20 protein-coding genes are annotated in these 23,000 nt (G+C 71.7%); 14 read left to right on the top strand and 6 right to left on the bottom strand.

Annotated elements, in window-relative coordinates; translation table 11 throughout:
- On the top strand, positions 1 to 312 hold a 312-nt coding region (locus AC1DPN_RS19385; protein WP_477086419.1), incomplete at its 5' end, for a hypothetical protein.
- A 1-nt stretch (position 313) separates the two neighbouring features.
- Here AC1DPN_RS19385 and AC1DPN_RS19390 read toward each other — a convergent pair.
- The gene (locus tag AC1DPN_RS19390; protein WP_477086420.1) at positions 314 to 2,092 is read right to left on the bottom strand and encodes a helicase HerA-like domain-containing protein; all 1,779 of its coding nucleotides are present in this window, start codon (positions 2,090 to 2,092) and stop codon (positions 314 to 316) included.
- A 67-nt stretch (positions 2,093 to 2,159) separates the two neighbouring features.
- Between AC1DPN_RS19390 and leuS the strand changes: the two genes are divergently transcribed.
- The 6 genes from leuS (at position 2,160) to AC1DPN_RS19420 (ending at position 10,762) form a co-directional block, all read left to right on the top strand.
- Positions 2,160 to 5,063 (top strand): leucine--tRNA ligase, encoded by a 2,904-nt coding sequence (gene leuS, locus AC1DPN_RS19395; RefSeq protein WP_477086421.1) that lies wholly within the window; start codon positions 2,160 to 2,162, stop codon positions 5,061 to 5,063.
- Between the two features lie 29 nt (positions 5,064 to 5,092).
- Complete coding sequence (locus AC1DPN_RS19400) at positions 5,093 to 6,013, top strand: DegV family protein (protein ID WP_477086437.1); 921 nt, start codon at positions 5,093 to 5,095, stop codon at positions 6,011 to 6,013.
- A 407-nt stretch (positions 6,014 to 6,420) separates the two neighbouring features.
- A complete protein-coding gene (locus AC1DPN_RS19405) occupies positions 6,421 to 7,230 on the top strand; it encodes a helix-hairpin-helix domain-containing protein (RefSeq protein ID WP_477086422.1) in 810 nt (269 codons plus the stop codon).
- Positions 7,227 to 8,864, top strand: a complete 1,638-nt coding sequence (locus AC1DPN_RS19410; RefSeq protein ID WP_477086423.1) for a ComEC/Rec2 family competence protein — start codon at positions 7,227 to 7,229, stop codon at positions 8,862 to 8,864. The genes AC1DPN_RS19405 and AC1DPN_RS19410 overlap by 4 nt, the downstream gene beginning before the upstream one ends.
- Positions 8,865 to 8,990: 126 nt before the next feature.
- Positions 8,991 to 9,998 (top strand): DNA polymerase III subunit delta, encoded by a 1,008-nt coding sequence (holA, locus tag AC1DPN_RS19415; protein WP_477086424.1) that lies wholly within the window; start codon positions 8,991 to 8,993, stop codon positions 9,996 to 9,998.
- 182 nt (positions 9,999 to 10,180) lie between these two features.
- The gene (locus tag AC1DPN_RS19420) at positions 10,181 to 10,762 is read left to right on the top strand and encodes a dihydrofolate reductase family protein (RefSeq protein ID WP_477086425.1); all 582 of its coding nucleotides are present in this window, start codon (positions 10,181 to 10,183) and stop codon (positions 10,760 to 10,762) included.
- Positions 10,763 to 10,778: 16 nt separating this feature from the next.
- Here AC1DPN_RS19420 and AC1DPN_RS19425 read toward each other — a convergent pair whose 3' ends face one another.
- The gene (locus AC1DPN_RS19425) at positions 10,779 to 11,396 is read right to left on the bottom strand and encodes an EAL domain-containing protein (protein ID WP_477086426.1); all 618 of its coding nucleotides are present in this window, start codon (positions 11,394 to 11,396) and stop codon (positions 10,779 to 10,781) included.
- Positions 11,397 to 11,499: 103 nt separating this feature from the next.
- Complete coding sequence (locus tag AC1DPN_RS19430) at positions 11,500 to 12,228, bottom strand: EAL domain-containing protein (protein ID WP_477086427.1); 729 nt, start codon at positions 12,226 to 12,228, stop codon at positions 11,500 to 11,502.
- Positions 12,229 to 12,438: 210 nt separating this feature from the next.
- Here AC1DPN_RS19430 and AC1DPN_RS19435 point away from each other — a divergent pair, with 210 nt between their 5' ends.
- A complete protein-coding gene (locus tag AC1DPN_RS19435) occupies positions 12,439 to 12,579 on the top strand; it encodes a hypothetical protein (protein WP_477086428.1) in 141 nt (46 codons plus the stop codon).
- A 93-nt stretch (positions 12,580 to 12,672) separates the two neighbouring features.
- A complete protein-coding gene (locus AC1DPN_RS19440; RefSeq protein ID WP_477086429.1) occupies positions 12,673 to 13,995 on the top strand; it encodes a helix-turn-helix domain-containing protein in 1,323 nt (440 codons plus the stop codon).
- Positions 13,996 to 14,167: 172 nt separating this feature from the next.
- Here AC1DPN_RS19440 and rpsT read toward each other — a convergent pair whose 3' ends face one another.
- Both rpsT and AC1DPN_RS19450 read right to left on the bottom strand, forming a co-directional pair.
- Positions 14,168 to 14,428 (bottom strand): 30S ribosomal protein S20, encoded by a 261-nt coding sequence (gene rpsT, locus AC1DPN_RS19445; protein WP_028046688.1) that lies wholly within the window; start codon positions 14,426 to 14,428, stop codon positions 14,168 to 14,170.
- Between the two features lie 233 nt (positions 14,429 to 14,661).
- Positions 14,662 to 15,171: a type II toxin-antitoxin system PemK/MazF family toxin gene (locus AC1DPN_RS19450; protein ID WP_477086430.1), complete on the bottom strand. Its 510-nt coding sequence runs from the start codon at positions 15,169 to 15,171 to the stop codon at positions 14,662 to 14,664.
- A 163-nt stretch (positions 15,172 to 15,334) separates the two neighbouring features.
- Between AC1DPN_RS19450 and AC1DPN_RS19455 the strand changes: the two genes are divergently transcribed.
- Genes AC1DPN_RS19455 through AC1DPN_RS19465 form a run of 3 tightly spaced genes read left to right on the top strand, consistent with a single transcriptional unit; the run spans position 15,335 to position 18,698 of the window.
- A complete protein-coding gene (locus tag AC1DPN_RS19455) occupies positions 15,335 to 16,939 on the top strand; it encodes a circularly permuted type 2 ATP-grasp protein (RefSeq protein ID WP_477086431.1) in 1,605 nt (534 codons plus the stop codon).
- Positions 16,933 to 17,862 (top strand): alpha-E domain-containing protein, encoded by a 930-nt coding sequence (locus AC1DPN_RS19460; RefSeq protein WP_477086432.1) that lies wholly within the window; start codon positions 16,933 to 16,935, stop codon positions 17,860 to 17,862. Before AC1DPN_RS19455 ends, AC1DPN_RS19460 begins: the two co-directional genes overlap by 7 nt.
- On the top strand, positions 17,859 to 18,698 hold the full coding sequence (locus AC1DPN_RS19465; protein ID WP_477086433.1) for a transglutaminase family protein: 840 nt from the start codon (positions 17,859 to 17,861) through the stop codon (positions 18,696 to 18,698). Before AC1DPN_RS19460 ends, AC1DPN_RS19465 begins: the two co-directional genes overlap by 4 nt.
- 6 nt (positions 18,699 to 18,704) lie before the next feature.
- Here AC1DPN_RS19465 and AC1DPN_RS19470 read toward each other — a convergent pair whose 3' ends face one another.
- Complete coding sequence (locus tag AC1DPN_RS19470; protein ID WP_477086434.1) at positions 18,705 to 19,481, bottom strand: maleylpyruvate isomerase family mycothiol-dependent enzyme; 777 nt, start codon at positions 19,479 to 19,481, stop codon at positions 18,705 to 18,707.
- A 122-nt stretch (positions 19,482 to 19,603) separates the two neighbouring features.
- Here AC1DPN_RS19470 and lepA point away from each other — a divergent pair, with 122 nt between their 5' ends.
- Both lepA and hemW read left to right on the top strand, forming a co-directional pair.
- Positions 19,604 to 21,484 (top strand): translation elongation factor 4, encoded by a 1,881-nt coding sequence (gene lepA, locus AC1DPN_RS19475; RefSeq protein ID WP_477086435.1) that lies wholly within the window; start codon positions 19,604 to 19,606, stop codon positions 21,482 to 21,484.
- Positions 21,481 to 22,710: a radical SAM family heme chaperone HemW gene (hemW, locus tag AC1DPN_RS19480; protein ID WP_477086436.1), complete on the top strand. Its 1,230-nt coding sequence runs from the start codon at positions 21,481 to 21,483 to the stop codon at positions 22,708 to 22,710. The genes lepA and hemW overlap by 4 nt, the downstream gene beginning before the upstream one ends.
- Positions 22,711 to 23,000 lie beyond the last annotated feature (290 nt).

Genomic DNA, 23,000 nt, shown 5'->3' on the forward strand with positions numbered 1-23,000 from the left:
GCCCTCGCCGCCCAGCCGATGCGATCCGGGACGGAGCCCGTTCCGGTGACGGTCGACGGGTTCGACGGGTACTACGTGGAGCTGTCCGTGCCCGACATCGACCTCGATGCCTGCCCTGGTGGGCATTTCAACAGCTGGCTGGGTCGCTGGCAGCAGACAGCCGGGCAGGTCGACATGCTCTGGATCCTCGACGTCGACGGTCAGCGCATGGTCTTCGACGCCTCGCACTCCGCGGGCGTCGACGGGCAACAGCTGGCCGAGTTCAAGGCCATGGTCACGACCGCGACGTTCGCCTCGATCGACGGCGCGTAGCTCAGCGCCGGCGGGTGCCGAAGATCGTGCGCGTGATCTCACGTCCGAGCTGTGTGCCCGCCGACCTGAGCAGGCTGTCCAGCGGGCTCGTCCGGCTGGTGGACCGCCTCGGTGCGCTGCGCTTCGCCTCCTTGGCAGCGTCGTCGGCTCGTTCTTGGGCCTCCCGCGCCGCCTCCTCCTTGGCCTCCTGCGCCTGAGCAGCGGCGGCACGGGTGGACAGCAGCTCGTACGCGGACTCGCGGTCCACGGCGGCTCCGTAGCGCGTGGACAGGGGAGACGACGCGATCGCCGACGACATCGCCGCAGCCTCCATCGGCTCCATCGACGACTGCGGAGCACGCAACCGGGTCCAGGCCACGGGCGTCGGGGTGCCACGCTCCGACTGCACCGTGACCACGGCCTCGCCGGTACCCAGCGACTGGAGCAGCTGCTCGAGGTCGTACGGCGACGTGGGGAAGGTGCGCGCAGCCGCCCGCAACGCCTTCGCATCGTCCGGGGTGAAGGCGCGCAGCGCGTGCTGCACGCGGTTGCCCAGCTGCCCCAGGACGTCGGCGGGCACGTCCTTCGGGCTCTGCGTCACGAAGAACACGCCGACACCCTTGGACCGGATCAGGCGCACCGTCTGCGTGACCTGCGTGAGGAAGTCCTGCGAGGCGCCCGTGAACAGCAGGTGCGCCTCGTCGAAGAAGAACACGAGCTTCGGCTTGTCCGGGTCGCCCACCTCGGGGAGCGCCTGGAACAGCTCGGCGAGCAACCACATGAGGAACGTGGAGAACAGCGCGGGCCGGTCCTGGACAGAGGGCAGCTCGAGCGCGCTGATGACGCCACGCCCGTCGGTCGAGGTGCGCAGCAGCTCGGACACGTCGAACGCGGGCTCACCGAAGAACGCGTCGGCGCCCTGGCCCTGCAGCCCCACGATCTCGCGCAGGATCACTCCCGCGGTCGCCGCGGACAGCCCGCCGATACCCTGCAGCAGCGGCTTGCCCTCGTCGCTGACCAGGTAGGCGATCGTCGCCTGCAGGTCCTTGAGGTCCAGCAGTGCGAGACCCTGCGTGTCCGCCCAGTGCATGATCAGGCCCAGGCTCGACTCCTGCGTCGCGTTGAGGCCCAGCACCTTGGACAGCAGCAGCGGCCCGAAGTCGGTCACCGTCGTCCGGACCGGAGCCCCCTGCCCGATGCCGCCCAGGCTCAGGAACTCGACCGGCGAGGCCGTCGCCACCCAGTCCTGCCCGAGGCTGGACGTTCGGGCGAGCAGCTTCTCGCTCGACGTGCCCGGGACGGCCAGCCCCGACAGGTCGCCCTTGATGTCGGCGACGAACACCGGGACCCCCGCGGCCGAGAGGCCCTCCGCGAGCACCTGCAGCGTCTTGGTCTTGCCGGTGCCCGTCGCGCCCGCCACGAGACCATGCCGGTTCATCATGGCCAGCGGGATGCCGACGGGTGCGCCGGGGACCGCGACGTCGTCCTCGACGAGCGCGCCGACCGTGAGCATCGGACCGGGGAATGTGTAACCCGCGAGGACCTCGGCGGCGTGGGGCGAGAGCTGGGCCGGCGGCGCGGCGGGTTCGGCCCCGGGGCGCACCGCGAGCGGCGCGGCGGGTTCGGCGCCGAGTGGCACCGCCGGCGCCGCGGCCGCGGCCTCCGCTGCCGCCAGGGCAGCTGCGGCCGCCTCGGCCTTCGCCTGCGCGGCGTCGGCGGCGGCCTGCGCGGCGGCGGCCCTCAGGGCGGCGAGATCCGCTGCGGACGTGCCCGGGACAGACGACGGCGTGGTGTCCGACATGTCCGGAGCATACGGCGGGCGTGGTCACCGCACCCGGGCTGGTGAACCACCCCGGTAAACTCGACGGGTGACCTCGCAGGACGCTACCCACGCCACCGCTCCCACGACGTCCGACGACGTCCCGTTCCGCTACACGGCCGAGCTCGCACGCGAGATCGAGCTCCGCTGGCAGGACGAGTGGGAGAAGCGCGGCACGTTCTACGCCGCGAACCCGGTGGGTGGCCTGACGGACGGCGAGGGACGCAACGCGGACCCGTCGCAGCCAGCGTTCTTCGTCATGGACATGTTCCCGTACCCCTCGGGCGCGGGCCTGCACGTGGGCCACCCGCTGGGCTACATCGGCACCGACGTCGTGGGCCGGTTCCGCCGGATGCAGGGCGACAACGTCCTGCACGCCCTGGCGTTCGACGCGTTCGGGCTGCCCGCCGAGCAGTACGCGGTGCAGACGGGGGAGCACCCGCGCACCAGCACCGAGGCCAACATCGCGATCATGCAGCGCCAGCTGCGCCGCCTGGGCCTCGGGCACGACTCACGTCGGACGTTCGCGACGATCGACCCCGAGTACGTGCGCTGGACCCAGTGGATCTTCCTGCAGATCTTCGACTCCTGGTACGACGAGCAGGCGGACGGCGGCGTGGGCCGCGCGCGCCCGATCGCCGAGCTCGTCGCGGAGTACGACTCCGGGGCGCGTGCGGTCGCCGGCGACGTGGCGTGGGCCGACCTGGACGCCGTCGAGCGTCGGCGGGTGCTGGACACGCACCGGCTGGCCTACGTCTCCGAGACGCCCGTGAACTGGTGCCCGGGTCTCGGCACGGTGCTGGCCAACGAGGAGGTCACCTCCGAGGGTCGCTCGGAGCGCGGCAACTTCCCGGTGTTCCAGCGCAGCCTGCGGCAGTGGAACATGCGGATCACCGCCTACGCCGACCGTCTGGTCGACGACCTGGAGTTCATCGACTGGCCCGAGAAGGTCAAGGCGATGCAGCGCAACTGGATCGGCCGGTCCTCGGGCGCGCGCGTCCGTTTCGCGGTCCAGGGCGGCGACCAGGTCGAGGTGTTCACCACGCGGCCCGACACGCTGTTCGGCGCCACGTTCGTCGTCGTCGCCCCCGAGCACCCGCTGCTCGACGAGGTGCCGGTGGCATGGCCCGACGGCACCAAGGACGTCTGGACCGGCGGGCACCGCACCCCGGTGGACGCCGTCGCGTCCTACCGTGCCGAGTCCGCCGCCAAGACCGCCGTCGAGCGCCAGGCCGACGCGGGCAAGAAGACGGGCGTGTTCACGGGCCACCTGGCCGCCAACCCCGTGAACGGGGAGCTGCTGCCGGTCTTCACCGCCGACTACGTGCTCATGGGCTACGGCACGGGCGCGATCATGGCCGTCCCGGGTGGCGACGAGCGTGACTTCGCGTTCGCCGAGGCCTTCGACCTGCCCGTCGTCTACACCGTCGACGCACCCGAGGACACACCCCCGGGCGCGCGCACCGGCGACGGGCACGCGATCAACTCCGCGAACGACGAGATCTCGCTCGACGGGCTCCCGGTCGCCGAGGCCAAGTCCGCGATCACCGACTGGCTCGCTGCGCGTGGCGTCGGCGAGGGCACCATCACCTACCGCCTGCGCGACTGGCTGTTCAGCCGCCAGCGCTACTGGGGCGAGCCGTTCCCGATCGTCTACGACGAGCACGACCTGCCGATCGCGGTGCCGCAGTCGGCCCTGCCCGTGAACCTGCCGGACGTCCCGGACTACGCGCCGCGCACCTTCGACGCCGACGACGCGCACTCCAACCCTGAGCCGCCCCTGGGCCGCAACGAGGACTGGGTCGCCGTCACGCTCGACCTGGGTGACGGCCCCAAGCAGTACCGCCGCGACACCAACACGATGCCCAACTGGGCCGGCTCCTGCTGGTACTACCTGAACTACCTCGACCCGCAGCACGCGGTCGGCGGCGTGGTGGACCCGGCCCTGGAGGCCTACTGGATGGGTCCCGGCCACGGCGAGCAGAAGCCCGGTTCGATCGGCGGCGTGGACCTGTACGTCGGCGGCGTCGAGCACGCTGTCCTGCACCTGCTGTACGCGCGGTTCTGGCACAAGGTCCTGCACGACCTGGGCCACGTCTCCAGCGGCGAGCCGTTCCAGAAGCTCTTCAACCAGGGCTACATCCAGGCGTACGCCTACATCGACGCCCGGGGCGTGTACGTGCCGGCCGACGAGGTCGTCGAGGACGCGTCCGCCGAGACGGGCCACTCGTGGCGGGGCGAACCCGTCAACCGTGAGTACGGGAAGATGGGCAAGTCGCTGAAGAACGCGGTGACGCCCGACGACATGTACGGCGAGTACGGCGCGGACACCCTGCGCGTCTACGAGATGTCGATGGGCCCGCTCGACCTGTCCCGCCCGTGGGAGACACGCGCTGTCGTCGGTGCGCAGCGGTTCCTGCAGCGTCTGTGGCGCAACGTCGTCGACGAGAGCACGGGCGCGGTCGTCGTGACCGACGAGGCACCCTCGACCGAGACCCTCCGGGTCCTGCACCGCGCGATCGCGGACGTGACGACCGACCTGTCGGCCATGCGGATCAACACCGCGATCGCGAAGCTCATCGTGCTCAACAACCACCTGACCACCCTGCCGACGACGCCCCGTGCCGCCGTCGAGGCCCTGGTCCTGATGACGGCCCCCGTCGCGCCGCACGTCGCCGAGGAGCTGTGGCACAAGCTCGGCCACGACGGCTCGCTGACCTACGTCCCGTTCCCGGTGGCCGACCCCGCCTACCTGGTCGAGGACACGGTCACGTGCATCCTGCAGGTCCAGGGCAAGGTGCGCGGCCGGGCCGAGGTTCCCGTCGACGCGTCCGACGACGACCTGCGCGCGCTCGCGCTGGCCGACGTGGGCGTCCAGCGCGCCCTCGACGGCCGGGAGATCCGCACCGTCATCATCCGTGCGCCCAAGCTCGTCAACGTGGTGCCGGTCTGAGCCGGCCCGAGCACGTCGCGTCGGTCGCGATCGTCACCGACTCGACGGCCTCGCTGCCCGCCGGTGCGGCGGAGCGGTGGGGGATCGGCGTCGTCCCGCTCGACGTCATCGTCGACGGCGTCGAGCACGTCGAGGGCGTCGACCTGTCCCCGACGGACCTGCTGGGTGCGCTCACGCAGGGCTCTCGCAAGGTCACGACGTCGCAGCCACCCCCGGCCGCGTTCGCCGCGGCGTACGAGGCCGCCGCCGCGGCCGGAGCTCGCGAGATCGTCTCGGTGCACCTGTCCGGCGAGCTGTCCGGGACGGTGCGCGCCGCCCGCCTCGCGGCCGCGTCGTCGCCCGTTCCCGTGCAGGTCGTCGACTCGCGCGCGGTCGGCATGGCGCTCGGGTTCGCCGCGATCGAGGCCGCGCGGCTCGCGGCCCTCCCGCTGCCCGAGCCGCCCGCCCCGACCGGCCCGCTGGCCGGCGCGCGCTCGTGGTGGCAGGACCGGCACCGCGGCGACCCGGTCCCGCGCTCCGCCGCGGAGGTCGCCGCCCGCGCACAGCGGACGTCGGACTCGGCGCGGGTGTGGTTCCTCGTCGACTCGCTCGACCACCTGCGCCGCGGCGGGCGGCTCAGCGCACCGGCGGCCGCGCTCGGCACCGTGCTGGGTCTGCGTCCGATCCTCACGCTCGACGCCGGCCGCGTCGAGCTGCTCGAGAAGGTTCGGACCCGCCGTGCGGGCCGCGACCGGCTCGTCGCCCTCGCGCTGGCCGACGCGTCCGGTCGCACCTCCGCACGCGTCGCTGTGCACCACCTCGGGCAGCCCGACATCGCGCAGGGCCTGGTCGACGAGATCACGGCCGTTCTCGGCGACCGGCTCGCCGAGGCCGTGGTCAGCGAGTCCAGCGCGGTCCTCGCCGCGCACGCCGGACCGGGCGTCCTCGGCATCGTGGTGGCCGACGCCTGACCTCGGGTGAGCCGCCCCCAGCACCCGACCGCCGGGCATGATCCCGCACCAGGTCGCTCCGCGGCCCCAGTGCCCGCCGACCGACCTACCGTCGCGGAGTGCTGCGACAAGACCGTGAGCTGACCTCGGCGGTACGGCGGCGCCTCGACGCGCTCACCGTGCCGCCCCGCCGGGTAGCCCTCGCGGGGTGGGTACCGAGCTCCGCCCCACCGGCGACAACAGGCGAGCCGACCGACTCGCTCGGCCCGCATCAGACGACGCCACCACCGGCCCCGGCGCCACCGGCCCCTTCACCGCCGACGACCGTGCCGGACGTTCCGCAGCCGCCGGTTACGCCACCACCGCCCCCGCGTCCCGACGCCCCGCTGCGCCCAGCGGTGCCACCACCCGCCCTGCAGGAAGGGTCGGTGAGTCCGCCCCTGTTCGAGCCGCCCTCCAGTGCGGGCTCACCTGTCACGCCGCTCCCCGTCGACGAACCTCCGCGGCTCATCTGGCCGGACCGCGAGGCTCCGGTGCCGACTCGCTCGTCCCGCGCGCTGCGTGTCGCCTCCGACGGCTATGCGGCTGCGCACGGTACCCAGGTCGACGACCAGCCACGGCGGCGACGGGTGCGTTGGTCGGTGTCCTGGCGCCTGGTCGGGGTCGCGGGTGTCGCCGTGCTGCTCCTGGCCGGCGCGGTCGCGCTGCGTGCTGCGTCCGTGGCTCCAGGAGCGCCCGTCGTCCTCCCGATCCCGGCACCCGACGGGGCGACCGCCACCGCTACCGCTACCTCCACCGCTACGGCGGAGGACGGGCCGGCAGCGCTCGTCGTCGTCGACGTCGTGGGCGCCGTCGGAGCCCCCGGTGTGGTGCGGTTGCCCGCCGGGTCCCGCGTCGTCGACGCGGTCGCGGCCGCAGGTGGACCGAGGTCGGACGCGCAGGTCGGCGCGATCAACATGGCGCGGGTACTGGTCGACGGCGAGCAGATCGTCGTTCCGGGACCGGGCGAGACGGGCCCGGTCGCCGGCACGGCCGCTGTTCCGGACGACGGCCTGGTGGACCTGAACACTGCCGACGAGTCGGCCCTCGATGCACTTCCCGGCATCGGGCCGGTGCTCGCCGAGCGGATCGTGGCGCACCGTGACGACGGACCGTTCACCTCGGTCGATGACCTCGGCGAGGTGAGCGGCATCGGGCCGACGCTTCTCGAACGACTGCGCGACCTGGTGAGCGTGTGACGACCGTGGTTCCCGACGTTGCCTCGGTCGGCGGACGGGCCGCGCTCCCGGAGATCGACCCGGAGGTCGGCGACGACGATCACGACCCGCCCCGGACGGTCGACCTCCGTCTCGTCGCGCCGGCTCTTGCCGCCTGGCTCGCGGCGCTCGCCGTGGTCCGCACCTCCCCACGGACGGCCGTGCTCGTCGTCGGGCTCTGCGGTGCGCTCGCTCTCGCGACAGCGGTCGTCGCTCGGCGAGCAGCTCACCGTCGAGAGCTCGTGGGTCCTGGTTCGGGGCGCCGAGCAGTAGGACCTGGACCGAGCGAGTCCGGGGCGGGGCGCGCACTGGCCCCGGTACTCGTGCTCACGGCCCTCGCCACGGTCGCGGTTCTCGGTGCCGGTGCCGCGCAGACGTCCGTTCGCGGGCAGGGGATGCTCGCGCAGCTGGTGAACGAACAAGCCAGTGCCGAGCTGACCGGCAGGGTGATCGGAGAGCCGGTCCTGCTGAGGCCAGAGTGGCCGGGTGCCCCGCCACGAGCCCGGTGCGTGGTCGTGGTGGAGTCGGTCGCCGAAGCGCACCGCACCGCACGGGCCGTGGGGCAGGTGCTGGTCCTAGGGCCGGCCACGCTCGTCCGCGTGCCCTTCGGGGCTCGGGTGCGCGTCACCGGCCGCTTGCAGCCCGGCCTACCCGGAGCGCGCGTCGTCGCGGTGCTCCTCACCGACGCCGACGCTGAGGTGGTCGCAGACCCGGCCCGCTGGGACGCCACCGCCAACCATGTCCGGGAGGACGTCGCCGGGCTCGCGGCGCAGCTGCCAGGCGATGCCGGTGCACTGCTGCCGGGGGTGACGGTCGGCGACACCAGCGGCGTGCCGACGGAGCTGGCTGCCGCGATGCGGACCTCCGGTCTCACGCACGTCACGGCCGTCTCGGGTGCGCACTTCTCGCTCGTCGCCGTCCTCGTGCTCGCGGTCGCGACCGCCCTGCGCGTCCCGCGTCGGCTTCGAGCGGCTCTGGTGGTCGCGGCGATGGCGGCGATGGTCGTGCTCGTGCACCCGTCGCCCAGCGTGGTGCGGGCTGCCGCCATGGGACTCGTCGCCGCCGCCGGTCTCCTGCTCGGGAGACCGCACCGGGCGCCGCCCGCGTTGTGTGCCGCGGTCGTCGTCCTGCTGGTGACCGACCCCTGGCTCGCGGGTGAGCTCGGGTTCGTGCTGTCCGTGCTGGCGACGGGCGGCCTCGTGCTGCTGGGTGGCCCGCTCGCGGAGCGTTGGTCGGCGCGGTGCGGTCGCCCGCTCGCCCAGGCGCTTGCGCTGCCGGTCGCTGCGCATCTGGTCTGCGCGCCCGCGATCCTGCTGGCGACGCCGGCCGTGGCGATGTACGCCATCCCCGCCAACCTCGCGGCCGCACCCGCCGTCGCGCCCGCGACCGTGCTCGGCCTCGCAGCCGCGGTCCTCGCATCCTGGTGCCCGCCTGCAGCGCACCTGCTCGCACTGGGCTCCGGCGCCGCGTGCTGGTGGATCGGCGCCGTGGCACGCGTCGCCGCGGCCGCCCCGGGGGCGCAGCTGGCGTGGCTGCCCGGCCCATGGGGAGTCCTCGCGCTGGCGACGGCCGCACTGTGCACCGTCCGGTTGCTCGTCGCGCGACGACATCGGTGACGCCGGCTGTGTCCCGTGCGGTCGCTCCGAGGTCTCGCCAGTGCCGCATTGCCGGATCGCCGCAGTGGCGCAGCCGCGGAGTCGAGGGCGACGAGGACGTCGGTGGCGTCTGGCAGGCTGTACGTCGTGCCTCCTGCAGCCCGTCGCGCCCCCACCAAGACCGTGGGGGTCTCCTGGGATGCGGTGGAGCTCGCGCCGGTCCTGCTCGTGGCCGGGTCCGAAGGTCTGCTCGCCGACCGCGCCGTCGAGCGGGTGGTCGGTCTGGCCAGGGCCACGGACCCTGGGGTCGAGGTCACGCGCCTGGACGGCGCCGACTACGTGGTGGGCACCCTGGGTGTCGTCGCGAGCCCGTCGCTGTTCGCCGAGGACAAGGTTCTCGTCGTCGACGCGCTCGAGAAGGGTCCTGACGAGCTGCTCGCCGACGTCACGGCCTACGTCGCCGCACCGCCACCTGGCGTCGTCCTGGTCCTGCGGCACGGCGGCGGGGTGCGGGGCAAGAAGCTCCTCGACCTGCTGCGGTCCACCGGCGTACCCACGGTCGCGTGCGACGTGATCAAGTCCGACTCGGACAAGAGCGCCTTCGTCACCGCCGAGCTACGACGAGCGGGCCGACGCGCCGACGCGGCGGCGGTGCGCGCGCTGGTCGATGCGGTCGGGAGCGATCTGCGCGAGCTCGCGGCGGCATGCTCACAGCTGGTGGCGGACACCACGGGGCTGATCGGCGCCGAGGTGGTCGAGCGCTATTACGGCGGCCGCATCGAGGCCACGGGATTCCGCGTGGCCGACGCGGCTGTCGCAGGCAATGCCGGTCAGGCGGTCGCGTTGCTGCGGCACGCTCTCGCCACCGGCGTCGACCCCGTCCCGATCGTCGCGGCGCTCGCGGCCAAGCTGCGGGTCCTCGCCAAGGTGGCCGCGGTCCGTGGGCGGGGCGCCGGAGCGATCAGGGACCTCGGGCTGGCCCCGTGGCAGACCGACCGCGCCGTCCAGGATCTGCGGCGCTGGACCCCTGAGGGCCTCGCCGGTGCGATCTCGGCAGTCGCGCAGGCGGACGCGGAGGTCAAGGGTGAGGGGCGCGACCCGCAGTTCGCGGTGGAACGTGCGGTTCTTCGCGTGGCGGCGTCCTCAGGCAGCTGAGCAGTCAGGCAGCCCGATGCGGGAGCTGCTCGTCGGCGTCACGCCGAAGCGGCCGGCCGGCAGCTAACGCTTCCCCGCCACCGTTCTCGATCAACCCCACCGGATCCGTCGACTGATTCTTTACAGGAGCGACGGCTCACGACAGGCTGATTTGTGGGCACCCCAGAGCAGAGGAGAGCCTCATGGGCACGGTGGTCATGTACGGCTCGATGTCGGTGGACGGCTTCGTCGCGGACGAGGACGACCAGCCCGGACCGCTGTTCGAGTGGTTGCTCAGCGGTGACGTGCCGTTGGACGAGAGCGGCGAGCTGAAGGTGTCGCAAGCGTCCTACGACTACGTCCGGCCGTACTGGGACCAGATCGGGGTGACGGTCGTCGGCCGCCACGTCTTCGACCTGACGGACGGCTGGGACGGGAAGCCCCCGAGCGGGATCGACCACGTGGTCGTCGTGACGCACCGGCCGCAACCCGGGGGCTGGGACCCCGAGGCGCCGTTCCACTTTGTCGACGGCATCGAGGCAGCCATGGCCACGGCGCACGAGCTTGCGGGTGACCGCACCGTCGAGGTCGCCGCTGGTGACGTCGGTGGCCAGATGCTTGCCGCGGGTCTGGTCGACGAGGTGCGCATGGACGTCGCGCCCGTCGTGCTCGGGTCCGGCAAGCGCTACTTCGGGCCGGTCCGCGCGCAGCACCTGTTGGAGGATCCCGACGTGGTGATCCAGGGCAACCGGGTGCTTCACCTGCGCTGTCGGGTACGCCGTTGATCCGATCTGCGCCCGACTAGGCCACGAGGGTGATGGCGGGCCCCAGGACGTCACCCTGCAGGAGGTCGAAGCCGAGCGCGCGGCACTCGTCCACCAGGGCGTCGTTCCACACCCGTTCGGCGACGAGCACCGCTCCGTAGCGGCGGGCCAGCTGAACGATGTGCGGTCCCACCCGGTCGACGTCGCGGACGTCGATCTTCACGTAGTCCGCGTAGGGCATCATCGCGATCTGGTCGGGCTCTGCCGCGAAGTCGTCGATGGCGATCCTGTAGCCCCGGGCGCGCAGGCGGGCGAGCCCGGCAAGAACGGCGTCGTCGGCCACGACGGACTCGACGATCTCGAGGACCAGGCGGCCGGCGTGACCAGGCAGAGGGCGGTCGTTGACGATGAACGACCGTGTGACGTTGACGAAGGCGGGGTGCCGGTCGCGGGGCGGCCCGTCTCCGAACAGCACGTCGAGCACCGAGGCGGTCGCGATGTCCTGACGGTCCGAGCGCCACCGGTCGACCTGTGCAGGCAGCCCGTCACGCGACCGGTAGAGGAACTCGTTGCCGTACAGCTGGCCGTCGATCGTCCAGATCGGCTGGCGCGCGATCGGAAGTCTCGATGGGGTTCTGGGGGACGCGGCTGCCACGGTCACGTTCGATGAGAGCGCGGTGTGACGAGGTTATGACGCCGTTCACCCGATCGGACGTACCTCGTGTGACCGGCGAGCGTCACGGTAGGGCCCGATGGCCCTAGTGGTTCACGCGGCGAGCGCCCGCGCGGTCCAGCACGCCGGCCCGCTCCAGCAGGTTGCCCTGGAAGAGCGTGAAGCCGAGGTCGCGAGCGTGCCGGAGCGTCTCGGCGCTCTCGACGAACTCAGCCACCAGGAGGGCGCCGTAGGACCGCGCAAGGTGGACGACCGGGGGGCCCTCGACGTCGAGGTCCCGGACGTCGATCTTGACGAAGTCGGCGTGCGGGAGGAGGCGACGCTGGTTCGGGTTGCTGACGAAGGAGGGGACCGCGATCCGGAAGCCCTGCTCGCGCAGTCGACGGATGCCCGTGATGACCGCGGCGTCGATAGTCACACCGTCGTTGATCTCTATGACCAGGCGATCTGGCCGGCTGGGCACCGGCAGCTCGCCCACGAGGTAGGCCCGCGGGCACCGCACGAACAGCAGTCGTCCGTGTGCCACGTGCTCCAGGTCGACCCGGCCGAAGGTGGCCCCGAGGACGTGTGCGGTGGCGCGCTCGTGCTGGTGCGCGTTCCACGTCGTGGCGGTCGCAGTGTGCTGGTCGGGCGAACGGAATGACAGCTGGTAGGCGAACGGTTTGCCGTGCTCGGAGAAGATCCCCTGCCGTGCCACGAGTACTGGTTCGCGGGCAATCCGCTGCGACCACTCCTGGCGGAGCGCCACGGGGATGGCGTCCTCGACTGCAGCCGCGAGGTCCGCGAGCCAGCCGTCCGCGTCGTCCGGTGTCATGTGCTCTATGACATCACAAGATCAAGCCTGTGAACGATGAAGTGTGGGTGGAATTCTCAGGAGTGGGTCCAAGGTCCCGATCGGACGGGGTAAGACCGCCGAGTTTCACCCGATACTCCCCATGAAACGGACAGGTGTGGGCTGGGTTGGGCATTCATCGGTCATCATGGTGTTGACCTGACCCGACGCAAGATTGACAGGAGTTCCATCATGTCCCGTTCCCTCAAGTCCGCTCTCGCCATCGCCGCCATCGTCGTCACGCTCGGTCTGACCGGCGGCCCCGCGGCCGTCACGGCCGGCCCGCTGATCATGAACGGCGGCGCCACGGGCTGCTGCCGCATCGCGGTCTGATCCAGGCGTCCCCCGTGAATCCGGCCTGGGCGACATCATCACCCCCCGAAGGGGTGGTGCATCATGCCGTCGTCACACATACAATGACTGACCATGACCACGATTGCTGACCGGGTGCGCGATGCCCGACTTGCTGCGGGACTGTCACAGACCGCGCTTGCCGGGTCCGCGTTCTCCCCGAGCTACATCTCCCTGATCGAGGCGGGTCATCGTGAACCGACCGACTCCGCTCTTGCTGTGCTCGCCATCCGACTGGGCACAACCCTCGAGTTCCTCAAGCACGGTGAGGACGGACCGAACGAGGCGCGTACCCGGCTGGAGCTCGACTACGCAAGGCTCGATCTGACCCAGGGTGACGCTGCGGGCGCCAAGAGACGGCTCGAGGTCCTCGACCTCGACATCGTCTCGCCGGCGGTCCGGGTCGAGGCCCTGACCACGTTGGCCCGTGCGCACGAGGGTCTGGGCGACCTCGAGGCGGCAGTCGCGATCCTCGAACCCCTGCTCGAGGACGCCCGCAGCCGGGCGCACCACGTCGATTCCGCCAAGCTGGCGAACGCGCTCGTGGCGTCGTACCTGGAGGCGGGCGATCTGCACCGTGCCGTCGAGGTCGGCGAGCACACGCTGACGGAGCTGGAGAACGCTGAGCTCACCGGCACCGACGGACACCTCAGGCTGGCGTCGACGGTCCTCTGGGCCTACGTCGAGCGTGGCGACCTGCTCTACGCCACGCACCGGGCAGCGGAGCTCGTGCGGCTTGCCGAGTCCTTGGGCACTCCGCGCGGCCGAGGCAGCGTGTACTGGAACGCTGCCCTGGTGGCTGAGCAGCGACGCGACTACGAGCTCGCCCAGCGCTACACCGAACGGGCGCTCGCGCTCCTGTCGGAGGGTGAGCCCGACCGCGACCTCCCGAGACTCCGGCTCAACTACGCGTGGCTGCTGCTGCGCTCCGAGCCGGCAGACCCGCACGCGGCGCTCGAGCAGATCGAGCGCGCCGCACCCGGGCTCGCCGTGCTCGGCTCCGAGCTGGAGATGGCCCGGGTCGACGTCGAGCGCTCCCGTGCGCACCTCCTCCTGGGGGACATCGGCAGGGCCGAGGAGTACGCGACCGCTGCGCTCGAGCGCCTGGGTGAGCCCCCACGCGTCGAGACGGCGATCGCGCACCTCTCGTACGGCGATGCCCTGCACGCGGGGGGAGACCTCGAGGGGTCCGCACGTGCGTACCGGCTGGCAGCCGACATGCTGGGCATGATGTCGGCGTCCCGCCAGTCCGCAGCCGCCTGGCGTGATCTGGGCGACCGCTACGCGTTGCACGGGGAGACGTCGAAGGCCGCCGAGGCGTACGACCGTGCTCTGCGGGAGGCCGGGTTCCGGCCGACCGTGCCGCTGCGGTCCTGGGAGACCTGGTCGCTCGCCTGATCGGATGAACGAAGGAGGCGCCACCCGCACGGGTGGCGCCTCCTTCGTGTCTGCGTCGGGGTCGAGCGCGGCAGCGCACGAGGCGGTGCACGGCGGACGCCCCGGAGACGCCGAACGGGGCCGGCACCAGGCCGACCCCGTTCGGGAAGATCTCAGAAGCTGAGCGCTGGGCTCAGAGAGCTGCGACCGACTTGGCCAGCGCCGACTTCTTGTTGGCCGCCTGGTTGGCGTGGATGACGCCCTTGGAGACGGCCTTGTCGAGCTTGCGCGAGGCAGACACGAGCGCCGTGTTGGCGGCGTCCTTGTCACCACCGGCGACGGCCTCACGGACGCGACGGATGTGCGTCTTGAGCTCGGACTTCACCGCCTTGTTGCGCAGGCGCGCCTTCTCGTTGGTGGTGATGCGCTTGATCTGGGACTTGATGTTGGCCACGTATGGACTCTCTTGTGCGTTCGCCGAAGCGATCTGACAGGTCTAGAGGGCGCACACAGCTCCGGGACTGGGGCGTGGGGACACCCGCGGAGAGGAACTGGGCTTGTGCCCGCCGACCCGGGCGGACACGCGAAGATCAATGTTACCAGTACACGGGCTCCTGGCCGAAACCCTCCTGGACGAGACCGAAGGCACGCGATCCGGACGACCTGCGCACCGATCTGTCGATCCGGTCACCAGCCCTGGCACGTGCGCAAGGCGGCCGCGACCCGGTCGAACAGCTCGCGGTCCATCACGGCGCCCTCACGGCGGAAGGCGGTGGGGTGCAGCTGGACGATGCGGTCGAGCCGGATCTCGCTCGGTCGACGCTGCGAGTCCCACGGGCCGGACCCGATGTCGAGCCAGACGCGTCCGCGGCGAGCCTCCGCCGCGGCATTGCGGGAGTGGTCCTTGCTCGTGAGCATCAGTCCGAGCACCGCGGGCTCGTTGCGTGCGATGACGAGCACCGGGCGGTCCTTGCCCTGCGAGGTGTCCTCCTCATAGGGGACCCAGCCCCAGACGATCTCACCGGGGTCCGCGTCTCCGTCGCGCCGCGGTGAGTACTCGAGGCGGACCTGACCGTGATGGTCGGGCAGGACCACGCGGTCCGCGCCCGGGGTCGTGCCCGGGGCCTGTGCGGCGTCGCGGCCCAGGAGCCGGCTGACGAACCGGTGGAGGGTTGCCCATCGGGTTGCTCGAGTCACCCGCAGAACGTATCGGCCGACGGCGACGAACAGGCGTGCGGCGCGAACGAGACCGGCTCGGGCGCACGGCGCCAGGCACGATAGCGGTCTCACGTGCGCGTTCTGTAACCCGGACGGCCCCTCTGTAACGCGCCGTTAGCACCGGGCGGATACTGTCCGGATCATGGCGGACCTGTTCGAGGACTACCCAGCGGGCGCGGCCTGGGACGAGATGATCGACGCCGACGGGGGATCCCGCGCGGCCTACAAGGGTTTGCACACCGCCCTCGCCGAGCTCAGCGCCGGAGAGCTGCGCGGGCGCGCGGAGACCCTGGCCCGCTCGTACCTCGCGCAGGGCGTGACCTTCGACTTCGCCGGAGAAGAGCGGCCGTTCCCGCTCGACGTGGTCCCGCGCGTCGTCGCCGGTGACGAGTGGGAGCACGTGGCTCCGGGTGTCGCCCAGCGCGTGCGAGCGCTCGAGGCGTTCCTGGCGGACATCTACGGCCCGCAGAAGGCGATCGCCGACGGTGTGATCCCACGGTCGGTCGTCCTGTCGTCGACGAACTTCCTGCGCGCTGCCCGGGGCATCACGCCTCCGAACGGTGTGCGCGTGCACGTCTCCGGGATCGACCTGATCCGCGACAGCCTCGACGGCTGGCGGGTCCTCGAGGACAACGTCCGCGTGCCGAGCGGCGTCAGCTACGTGCTCTCCAACCGACGTGCGATGGCGCAGACCTTCCCGGAGCTGTTCGCGGCCCTGCGCATCCGCCCGGTCGCCGACTACCCCCGGCGGCTCCTCAAGGCACTGACCGCTGCTGCGCCGAGCGGTGTCGACGAACCGACCGTCGTCGTGCTCACGCCGGGCGTCTTCAACAGCGCCTACTACGAGCACTCGCTGCTGGCTCGCATGATGGGCGTCGAGCTGGTCGAAGGGCGGGACCTGTTCTGCGCGGGCGGCCGTGTCTGGATGCGGACGACGCAGGGCCGACGCCGGGTGGACGTCATCTACCGCCGGGTCGACGACGACTACCTGGACCCGGTCGTGTTCCGCAACGACTCGTACCTCGGCAGCCCCGGGCTCATGACCTGCGCACGCAATGGGACCGTCACGATCGCGAACGCGGTCGGCAACGGGGTGGCCGACGACAAGCTCGTCTACACCTACGTGCCGGACCTGATCCGTTACTACCTGTCCGAAGAGCCGATCCTGCGCAACGTCGACACCTGGCGCCTCGAGGAGCCGGACGCGCTGGAGGAGGTCCTGGACCGGCTCGACGAGCTCGTCGTGAAGCCCGTCGACGGGTCGGGCGGCAAGGGGCTCGTCGTCGGACCGAAGGCGTCGCGCAGCGAGCTCGCGACCCTCAAGGTGCGGCTGCGGGAGGACCCCCGCGGGTGGATCGCGCAGCCGGTCGTGCAGCTGTCGACGATCCCGACGCTCATCGGCGACCACCTGCGGCCGCGGCACACCGACCTGCGGCCGTTCGCGGTGAACGACGGCGAGTCGGTGTTCGTCCTGCCGGGTGGTCTGACGCGTGTGGCGCTTCCGGAGGGCGAGCTCGTCGTCAACTCGTCGCAGGGCGGCGGCTCGAAGGACACGTGGGTGCTCGGCGGCGCGGTCCCCAGGCGCGCGGTGCGGCACGGCTCCGACCTGCCGCAGTCCGTGGCGCAGGACGAGGCGGTGCCGATCGACTCGAACCCGAACGACGTGCGCGCCCAGGTCATGCAGCAGCAGCAGATGCGGTCGTTCCCGGTGAGGTCGTCGGAGAGCAGAGGTGGTGGCGCGTGCTGAGCCGGATCGCGGAGTCGCTGTTCTGGATCGGACGGTACGTCGAGCGTGCCGACGACACCGCTCGGCTGCTCGACGTGCACGTGCAGATCCTGCTCGAGGACCCCTGGGCGGAGGAGGACCTGGCCTGCCGCTCGTTGCTGTCGGTCATGGACCGGCCCGCGGAGCCCGGCCACGTCCTGGTCGGCCGGGAGTACGTGCTCGACATGCTGGCGTACGACCGGTTCGCGCCCTCCTCGATCGCGGGCTCGCTGGTGTCGGCACGGGAGAACGCCCGTCGAGCGCGCGAGACCATCTCGACCGAGCTCTGGGAGTCGCTCAACGCGACCTGGAACCAGCTGCCGTCGCACATGCGGCCCGCGCGTCCGCACGACTACTTCACCTGGGTCCGCGAGCGGGCCGCCGTGGTCGCGGGGATCACCGACTCGGCCACGTCGCGCGACGACACGTGGAACTTCATGGTGCTCGGCCGATCCATCGAGCGGGCAGACATGACCGCGCGCCTGCTCACCACGCGAGCGCTGGCCGGTTCGGCCGGGCCGAGCTGGACCACGCTCCTGCGGTCCTGCGGTGCGCACGAGGCGTTCCTGCGGATGTACCGGGGCGCGGCGTCCGACGAGCGCGCGGCCGGGTTCCTGCTGACGGACCAGCTGTTCCCGCGCTCGATCGTCTTCGCCCTGAACCAGGCGGAGGCCTGCCTGGCCGCGCTCGAGCCCGCCGCCGACCGTGCCGCGGTCGACGACGCGCGCCGGCACATCGGCTACGTGCGCACCAACCTGGAGTACCGACCGTTGATCGAGGTGCTCGACGCACTGCCCAAGGAGATGGAACGCGTGCAACGAGCCTGTTCGGCCGCCTCGGACGCGATCCGTGGACGCTACTTCCCGAGCGGGTCGGCGACGAACTGGGTGGGCGAGGCACTGTGAGTCGGTTGCGGGTGGTGCACACCTCGACGTTCCAGTACGCGAAGCCGGTGCTGGCGTCGTACAACGAGGCACGGATGACACCGCTGACCCAGCAGGGGCAGACCGTGCTCGAGTCCAAGGTCGACGTGTACCCGCACACGGGCTGGTCCGAGTACCGCGACTACTGGGGAACCGCCGTCACGGCCTTCGAGGTGCTGACGCCGCACGAGTCGCTCGTGGTCACGGCCGAGCACCTGGTCGACGTCGCGGAGCGGCAGCCGCTCAAGAGCCCTGCCGGCTGGGAGACGCTGCGGGGTGCCGACGTCCGCGACCGGCTCGCCGAGTTCCTCTCGGACACGCCGACCACGGCGCCGCCCGAGGACGTGGTCGAGCTGACCCAGCGCGTCGCGGGAGACCTGTCGCCCGCCGACGCGGCGCTCGCGGTGAGCAACGCGCTGCGGGACGAGGTCGAGTACATCCCCGGCGCGACCACGGTGCACACGCCCGCCTCGGAGGCCTGGGCCAAGCGCGCCGGTGTCTGCCAGGACCTCGCGCACCTGGTCTCGGGGGCGTTGCGCTCGCTCGGCATCCCGGCCCGGTACGTCTCGGGGTACCTGCACCCGGACGACGAGATCGAGATCGGAACCACGGTGAGCGGGGACTCGCACGCGTGGGTCGAGTGGTGGGTCGGGGAGTGGTTCGCGTACGACCCGACCAACCGGGCGGTCGTCGGTGACCACCACGTGGTGATCGCCCGCGGGCGTTCCTACGACGACGTCCCGCCGCTGCGCGGCATCTTCGCGGGTGCCGCCACGCAGGAGACCTCGGTCACGGTGGAGATCACGCGCGAGGCCTGACCGGCCTCACGGGGTCAGCCTGCGGGAGAGGGCGTCGTCGAGCGTCGCCTGGTCGCCGTCGACGAGCAGGCCGTCGTGCGGCCGTCCCCACACGAGCAGAGCCAGGTCCCGGCTCGTCCCGCGCACGTGGACGGCGGGTTCCCTCCCTGCAGACGACGCCCCGAGCAGCCAGGTGCGGCCCGCGTCGGCGGCGTGCAGTGCGACTGGGGCCGGCAGCGGCTCCATCCGACCCATGCGCTCCTGCCTCGGCTGCATGACGGTGACGACCTCGTCGACCGTGTCCGCCCAGACCGAGGGGTCGACCGTGAGGTCCAGGCCCGTGGCGGTGCGCAGGTCCCACAGGTGCACGAGCGTCTCGTGCACCTGCCGGCGGCGCCAGAACGACGCGGGCCCGTTGCCCACCAGGGTCCAGGACGCGGCGTCGGGGCCGAGCTCTGCGAGGGTGTCGAGCAGCTCGGCGGCACAGTCGCGGTAGAGGTCCTCGAGCACGAACGGACCGCGGCCGAGCGGCGTCTCCTGCTCCCGTCGCGCCTGTCCCGCGGCCCAGTGGTGGATGCGGGCGACGTGCACGACGAGGTCCTTGACGCGCCAGCGGCCGCACCACGGCACGCGGGTCTCCGGGTCGACCGTGGGGATCGTCGCCAGGAACTGGGCCTGGAGGTCCGCGAGGAGGGCCAGGTGGTCGAGCTCCGCACCGGGTCCGCCGGAACGCGCACGGGGCTCGGCGTCGGACGAGATCGGGGCAGGAGCCACGGCGGGCGCATCGGCGGGGTGCGTCGTCATGGGACCATGGTGGTACCGACCGCACGTGCCCGACAGGGCGGCGACGGTCACCGTTCGTCGTGACGGCGCCATCAGTGCCTTTCGAGCGCCTGCCGCAACATCGATCTCAGGAGCCAGTCCGCTTGTCCCCGATCCCCGGTGCCGCCGCCTCGTCGCGCATCCACCCTGCGGCCACGCCGCCGGAGCTGCTGCGCAACTTCTGCATCATCGCGCACATCGACCACGGCAAGTCGACGCTCGCGGACCGCATGCTGCAGCTGACGGGCGTGGTCGACGCACGGGCGATGCGCGCGCAGTACCTGGACCGGATGGACATCGAGCGCGAGCGTGGCATCACGATCAAGTCGCAGGCCGTGCGCATGCCGTGGGGCGTCGGTGAGGACGCCTTCGCGCTCAACATGATCGACACCCCCGGGCACGTCGACTTCACGTACGAGGTGTCCCGGTCGCTCGCCGCGTGCGAAGGGGCCGTGCTGCTGGTCGACGCCGCGCAGGGCATCGAGGCGCAGACGCTGGCCAACCTGTACCTCGCGCTCGAGAACGACCTGACGATCATCCCGGTGCTCAACAAGATCGACCTGCCCGCCGCGCAGCCGGAGAAGTACGCGGAGGAGCTGGCCAAGCTGATCGGCGGCGAGCCCGAGGACTGCCTGCGCGTCTCGGGCAAGACGGGTGCCGGAGTCACCGAGCTGCTCGACCGCATCGTCGAGCTCGTCCCGGCACCGACCGGCAACGCCAACGCGCCGGCGCGCGCCATGATCTTCGACTCCGTGTACGACACCTACCGCGGTGTCGTGACGTACGTCCGCGTCATCGACGGCAACCTGAACCCGCGCGAGAAGATCGTCATGATGTCGACGCGCGCGACCCACGAGCTGTTGGAGATCGGCGTGATCTCCCCGGAGCCGGTGCCGACTAAGGGGCTCGGCGTCGGTGAGGTCGGCTACCTGATCACGGGCGTGAAGGACGTGCGCCAGTCGAAGGTCGGCGACACGGTCACCAACGCGAGCAAGCCCGCCGCCGAGGCGCTCGGCGGGTACTCCGACCCGAAGCCGATGGTCTTCTCGGGCCTGTACCCGATCGACGGCACCGACTACCCGGTGCTGCGCGACGCGCTGGACAAGCTCAAGCTCAACGACGCCGCGCTCAACTACGAGCCCGAGACGTCGGTCGCCCTCGGGTTCGGGTTCCGCGTCGGCTTCCTGGGCCTGCTCCACCTGGAGATCGTGCGCGAGCGGCTCGAGCGCGAGTTCGACCTGGACCTGATCTCGACCGCGCCGAACGTCGTCTACGAGGTCACGCTCGAGGACAAGAGCGTGGTCACGGTGACCAACCCGAGCGAGTTCCCGTCGGGCAAGATCGGCGCGGTCAACGAGCCGATGGTCAAGGGCACGATCCTGGCGCCGTCCGAGTTCATCGGCGCGATCATGGAGCTCTGCCAGACCAAGCGCGGCGAGCTGCAGGGCATGGACTACCTCTCCGAGGAGCGCGTCGAGCTGCGCTACGTGCTGCCGATGGCGGAGATCGTCTTCGACTTCTTCGACCAGCTGAAGTCCAAGACGCGCGGCTACGCGAGCCTCGACTACGAGCGGATCGGCGACCAGGAGGCCGACCTGGTCAAGGTCGACATCCTGCTGCAGGGCGAGACGGTCGACGCGTTCAGCGCGATCGTGCACAGGGACAAGGCCTACGCGTACGGCGTGATGATGACGGCCAAGCTCAAGGACCTGATCCCGAGGCAGCAGTTCGAGGTGCCCATTCAGGCCGCGATCGGCGCTCGGATCATCGCGCGCGAGACCATCCGCGCGATCCGCAAGGACGTCCTGGCCAAGTGCTACGGCGGCGACATCACGCGTAAGCGCAAGCTCCTGGAGAAGCAGAAGGAGGGCAAGAAGCGCATGAAGACGATCGGTCGGGTCGACGTGCCGCAGGAGGCCTTCATCGCCGCGCTCTCGAGCGAGCCGGCCGGTTCCGCGGGCGGCAAGGACGCGAAGAAGAAGTGAGCCCGGCTCTCCCTGAGGGAGATGTCGCACCCGACGACGGCTCGCTGCCGGCGTCGGCGTTCGAGGGCCTGTCCGACCGGGCGTTCGGCGTCTACCTGCACGTGCCGTTCTGCACGGTGCGCTGCGGGTACTGCGACTTCAACACCTACACGGCCACGGAGCTCGGCGGCGGCGCGAGCCAGAACGCGTACGCGGACACGGCGCTGAAGGAGATCGCGCTCGCGGCCTCGATCCTGCCCACCCGGCCGGTCCAGACCGTCTTCGTCGGGGGTGGGACTCCCACCGTCCTGTCCGTGCCCGACCTGTCGCGCATGCTCGGCGGCGTCCGCGACGCCTGGGGCTTCGCCGACGACATCGAGGTGACCACCGAGGCGAACCCGGACTCGGTGACGCCGCAGTCGCTCGACGCGCTCGCTGCTGCCGGGTTCACGCGTGTCTCGTTCGGCATGCAGTCGGCCGTCCCGCACGTGCTCGCGACGCTCGAGCGCACGCACGACCCCGAGCGCATCCCGGACGTCGTGCGCTGGGCGCGGGACGCCGGTCTCGCCGTGTCCCTGGACCTCATCTACGGGACGCCGGGGGAGTCGGTCGACGACTGGCGCACCAGCGTCGAGACGGCGCTCGCGACGGGTGTCGACCACGTGTCCGCGTACGCGCTCGTGGTCGAGGCCGGGACGCGCATGGCCGTCCAGGTGCGTCGCGGCGAGCTCGAGCTCCCGGACGGCGACGACCAGGCTGCCAAGTACGAGCTGGCCGACGACCTGTTCGAGGCGGCGGGCCTGCACTGGTACGAGGTGAGCAACTGGTCGCGCAACCCCCAGACGGCGTGCCGGCACAACCTCGCCTACTGGCGCGGCGACGACTGGTGGGGGGTCGGGCCGGGCGCGCACAGCCACGTCGGCGGCGTGCGCTGGTGGAACGTCAAGCACCCGCGCGCCTACGCCGACCGGCTCGACCGCGGGCTGAGCCCCGCGGCCGGCCGGGAGGTCGTGAGCGGCGACGGAGCCCTCCTCGAGCGGCTGATGCTCGGGGTGCGACTAGCCGACGGCCTCCCGATCGACGAGCTGCCGTCCGACGCCCGGACCGCCGTCGCGGGACTGGTCGCCGACGGGCTGGTCGACGGGACGGCGGCGCTCGGCCGGGCCGCGCACGGCGGTCGACGGCTCGTCCTCACGCGTCGCGGACGCCTGCTGGCCGACGCCGTCGTCCGGAGCCTCGCGGGCTGATCTCGGCCGGTGTCGAACGGGAACCTCCGACATGCCGTGGTTTGTCTGGTTCCTTGACACAGGTGGTGGGCTTCGGTTCGCTACGCCTGGGCGATGATCGCCCGTGACCAGGGAGGCCACGCATGAGCGACAACCCGGGCGGTAACCCGCCGAGCGACGACGAGCCCGTCGTGCCCGAACCCCAGCAGCCCGCTGTACCTGCCGAGCCCGCCGCGGCGCCGCCACCCCCGCCACCCCCGCCGCCCGCACCGCCGGCTCCGCCTGCTGCCCCGCCCGTCGCGCCGCCGGTC

The organism is Cellulomonas sp. P4_H4 (assembly GCF_056400865.1).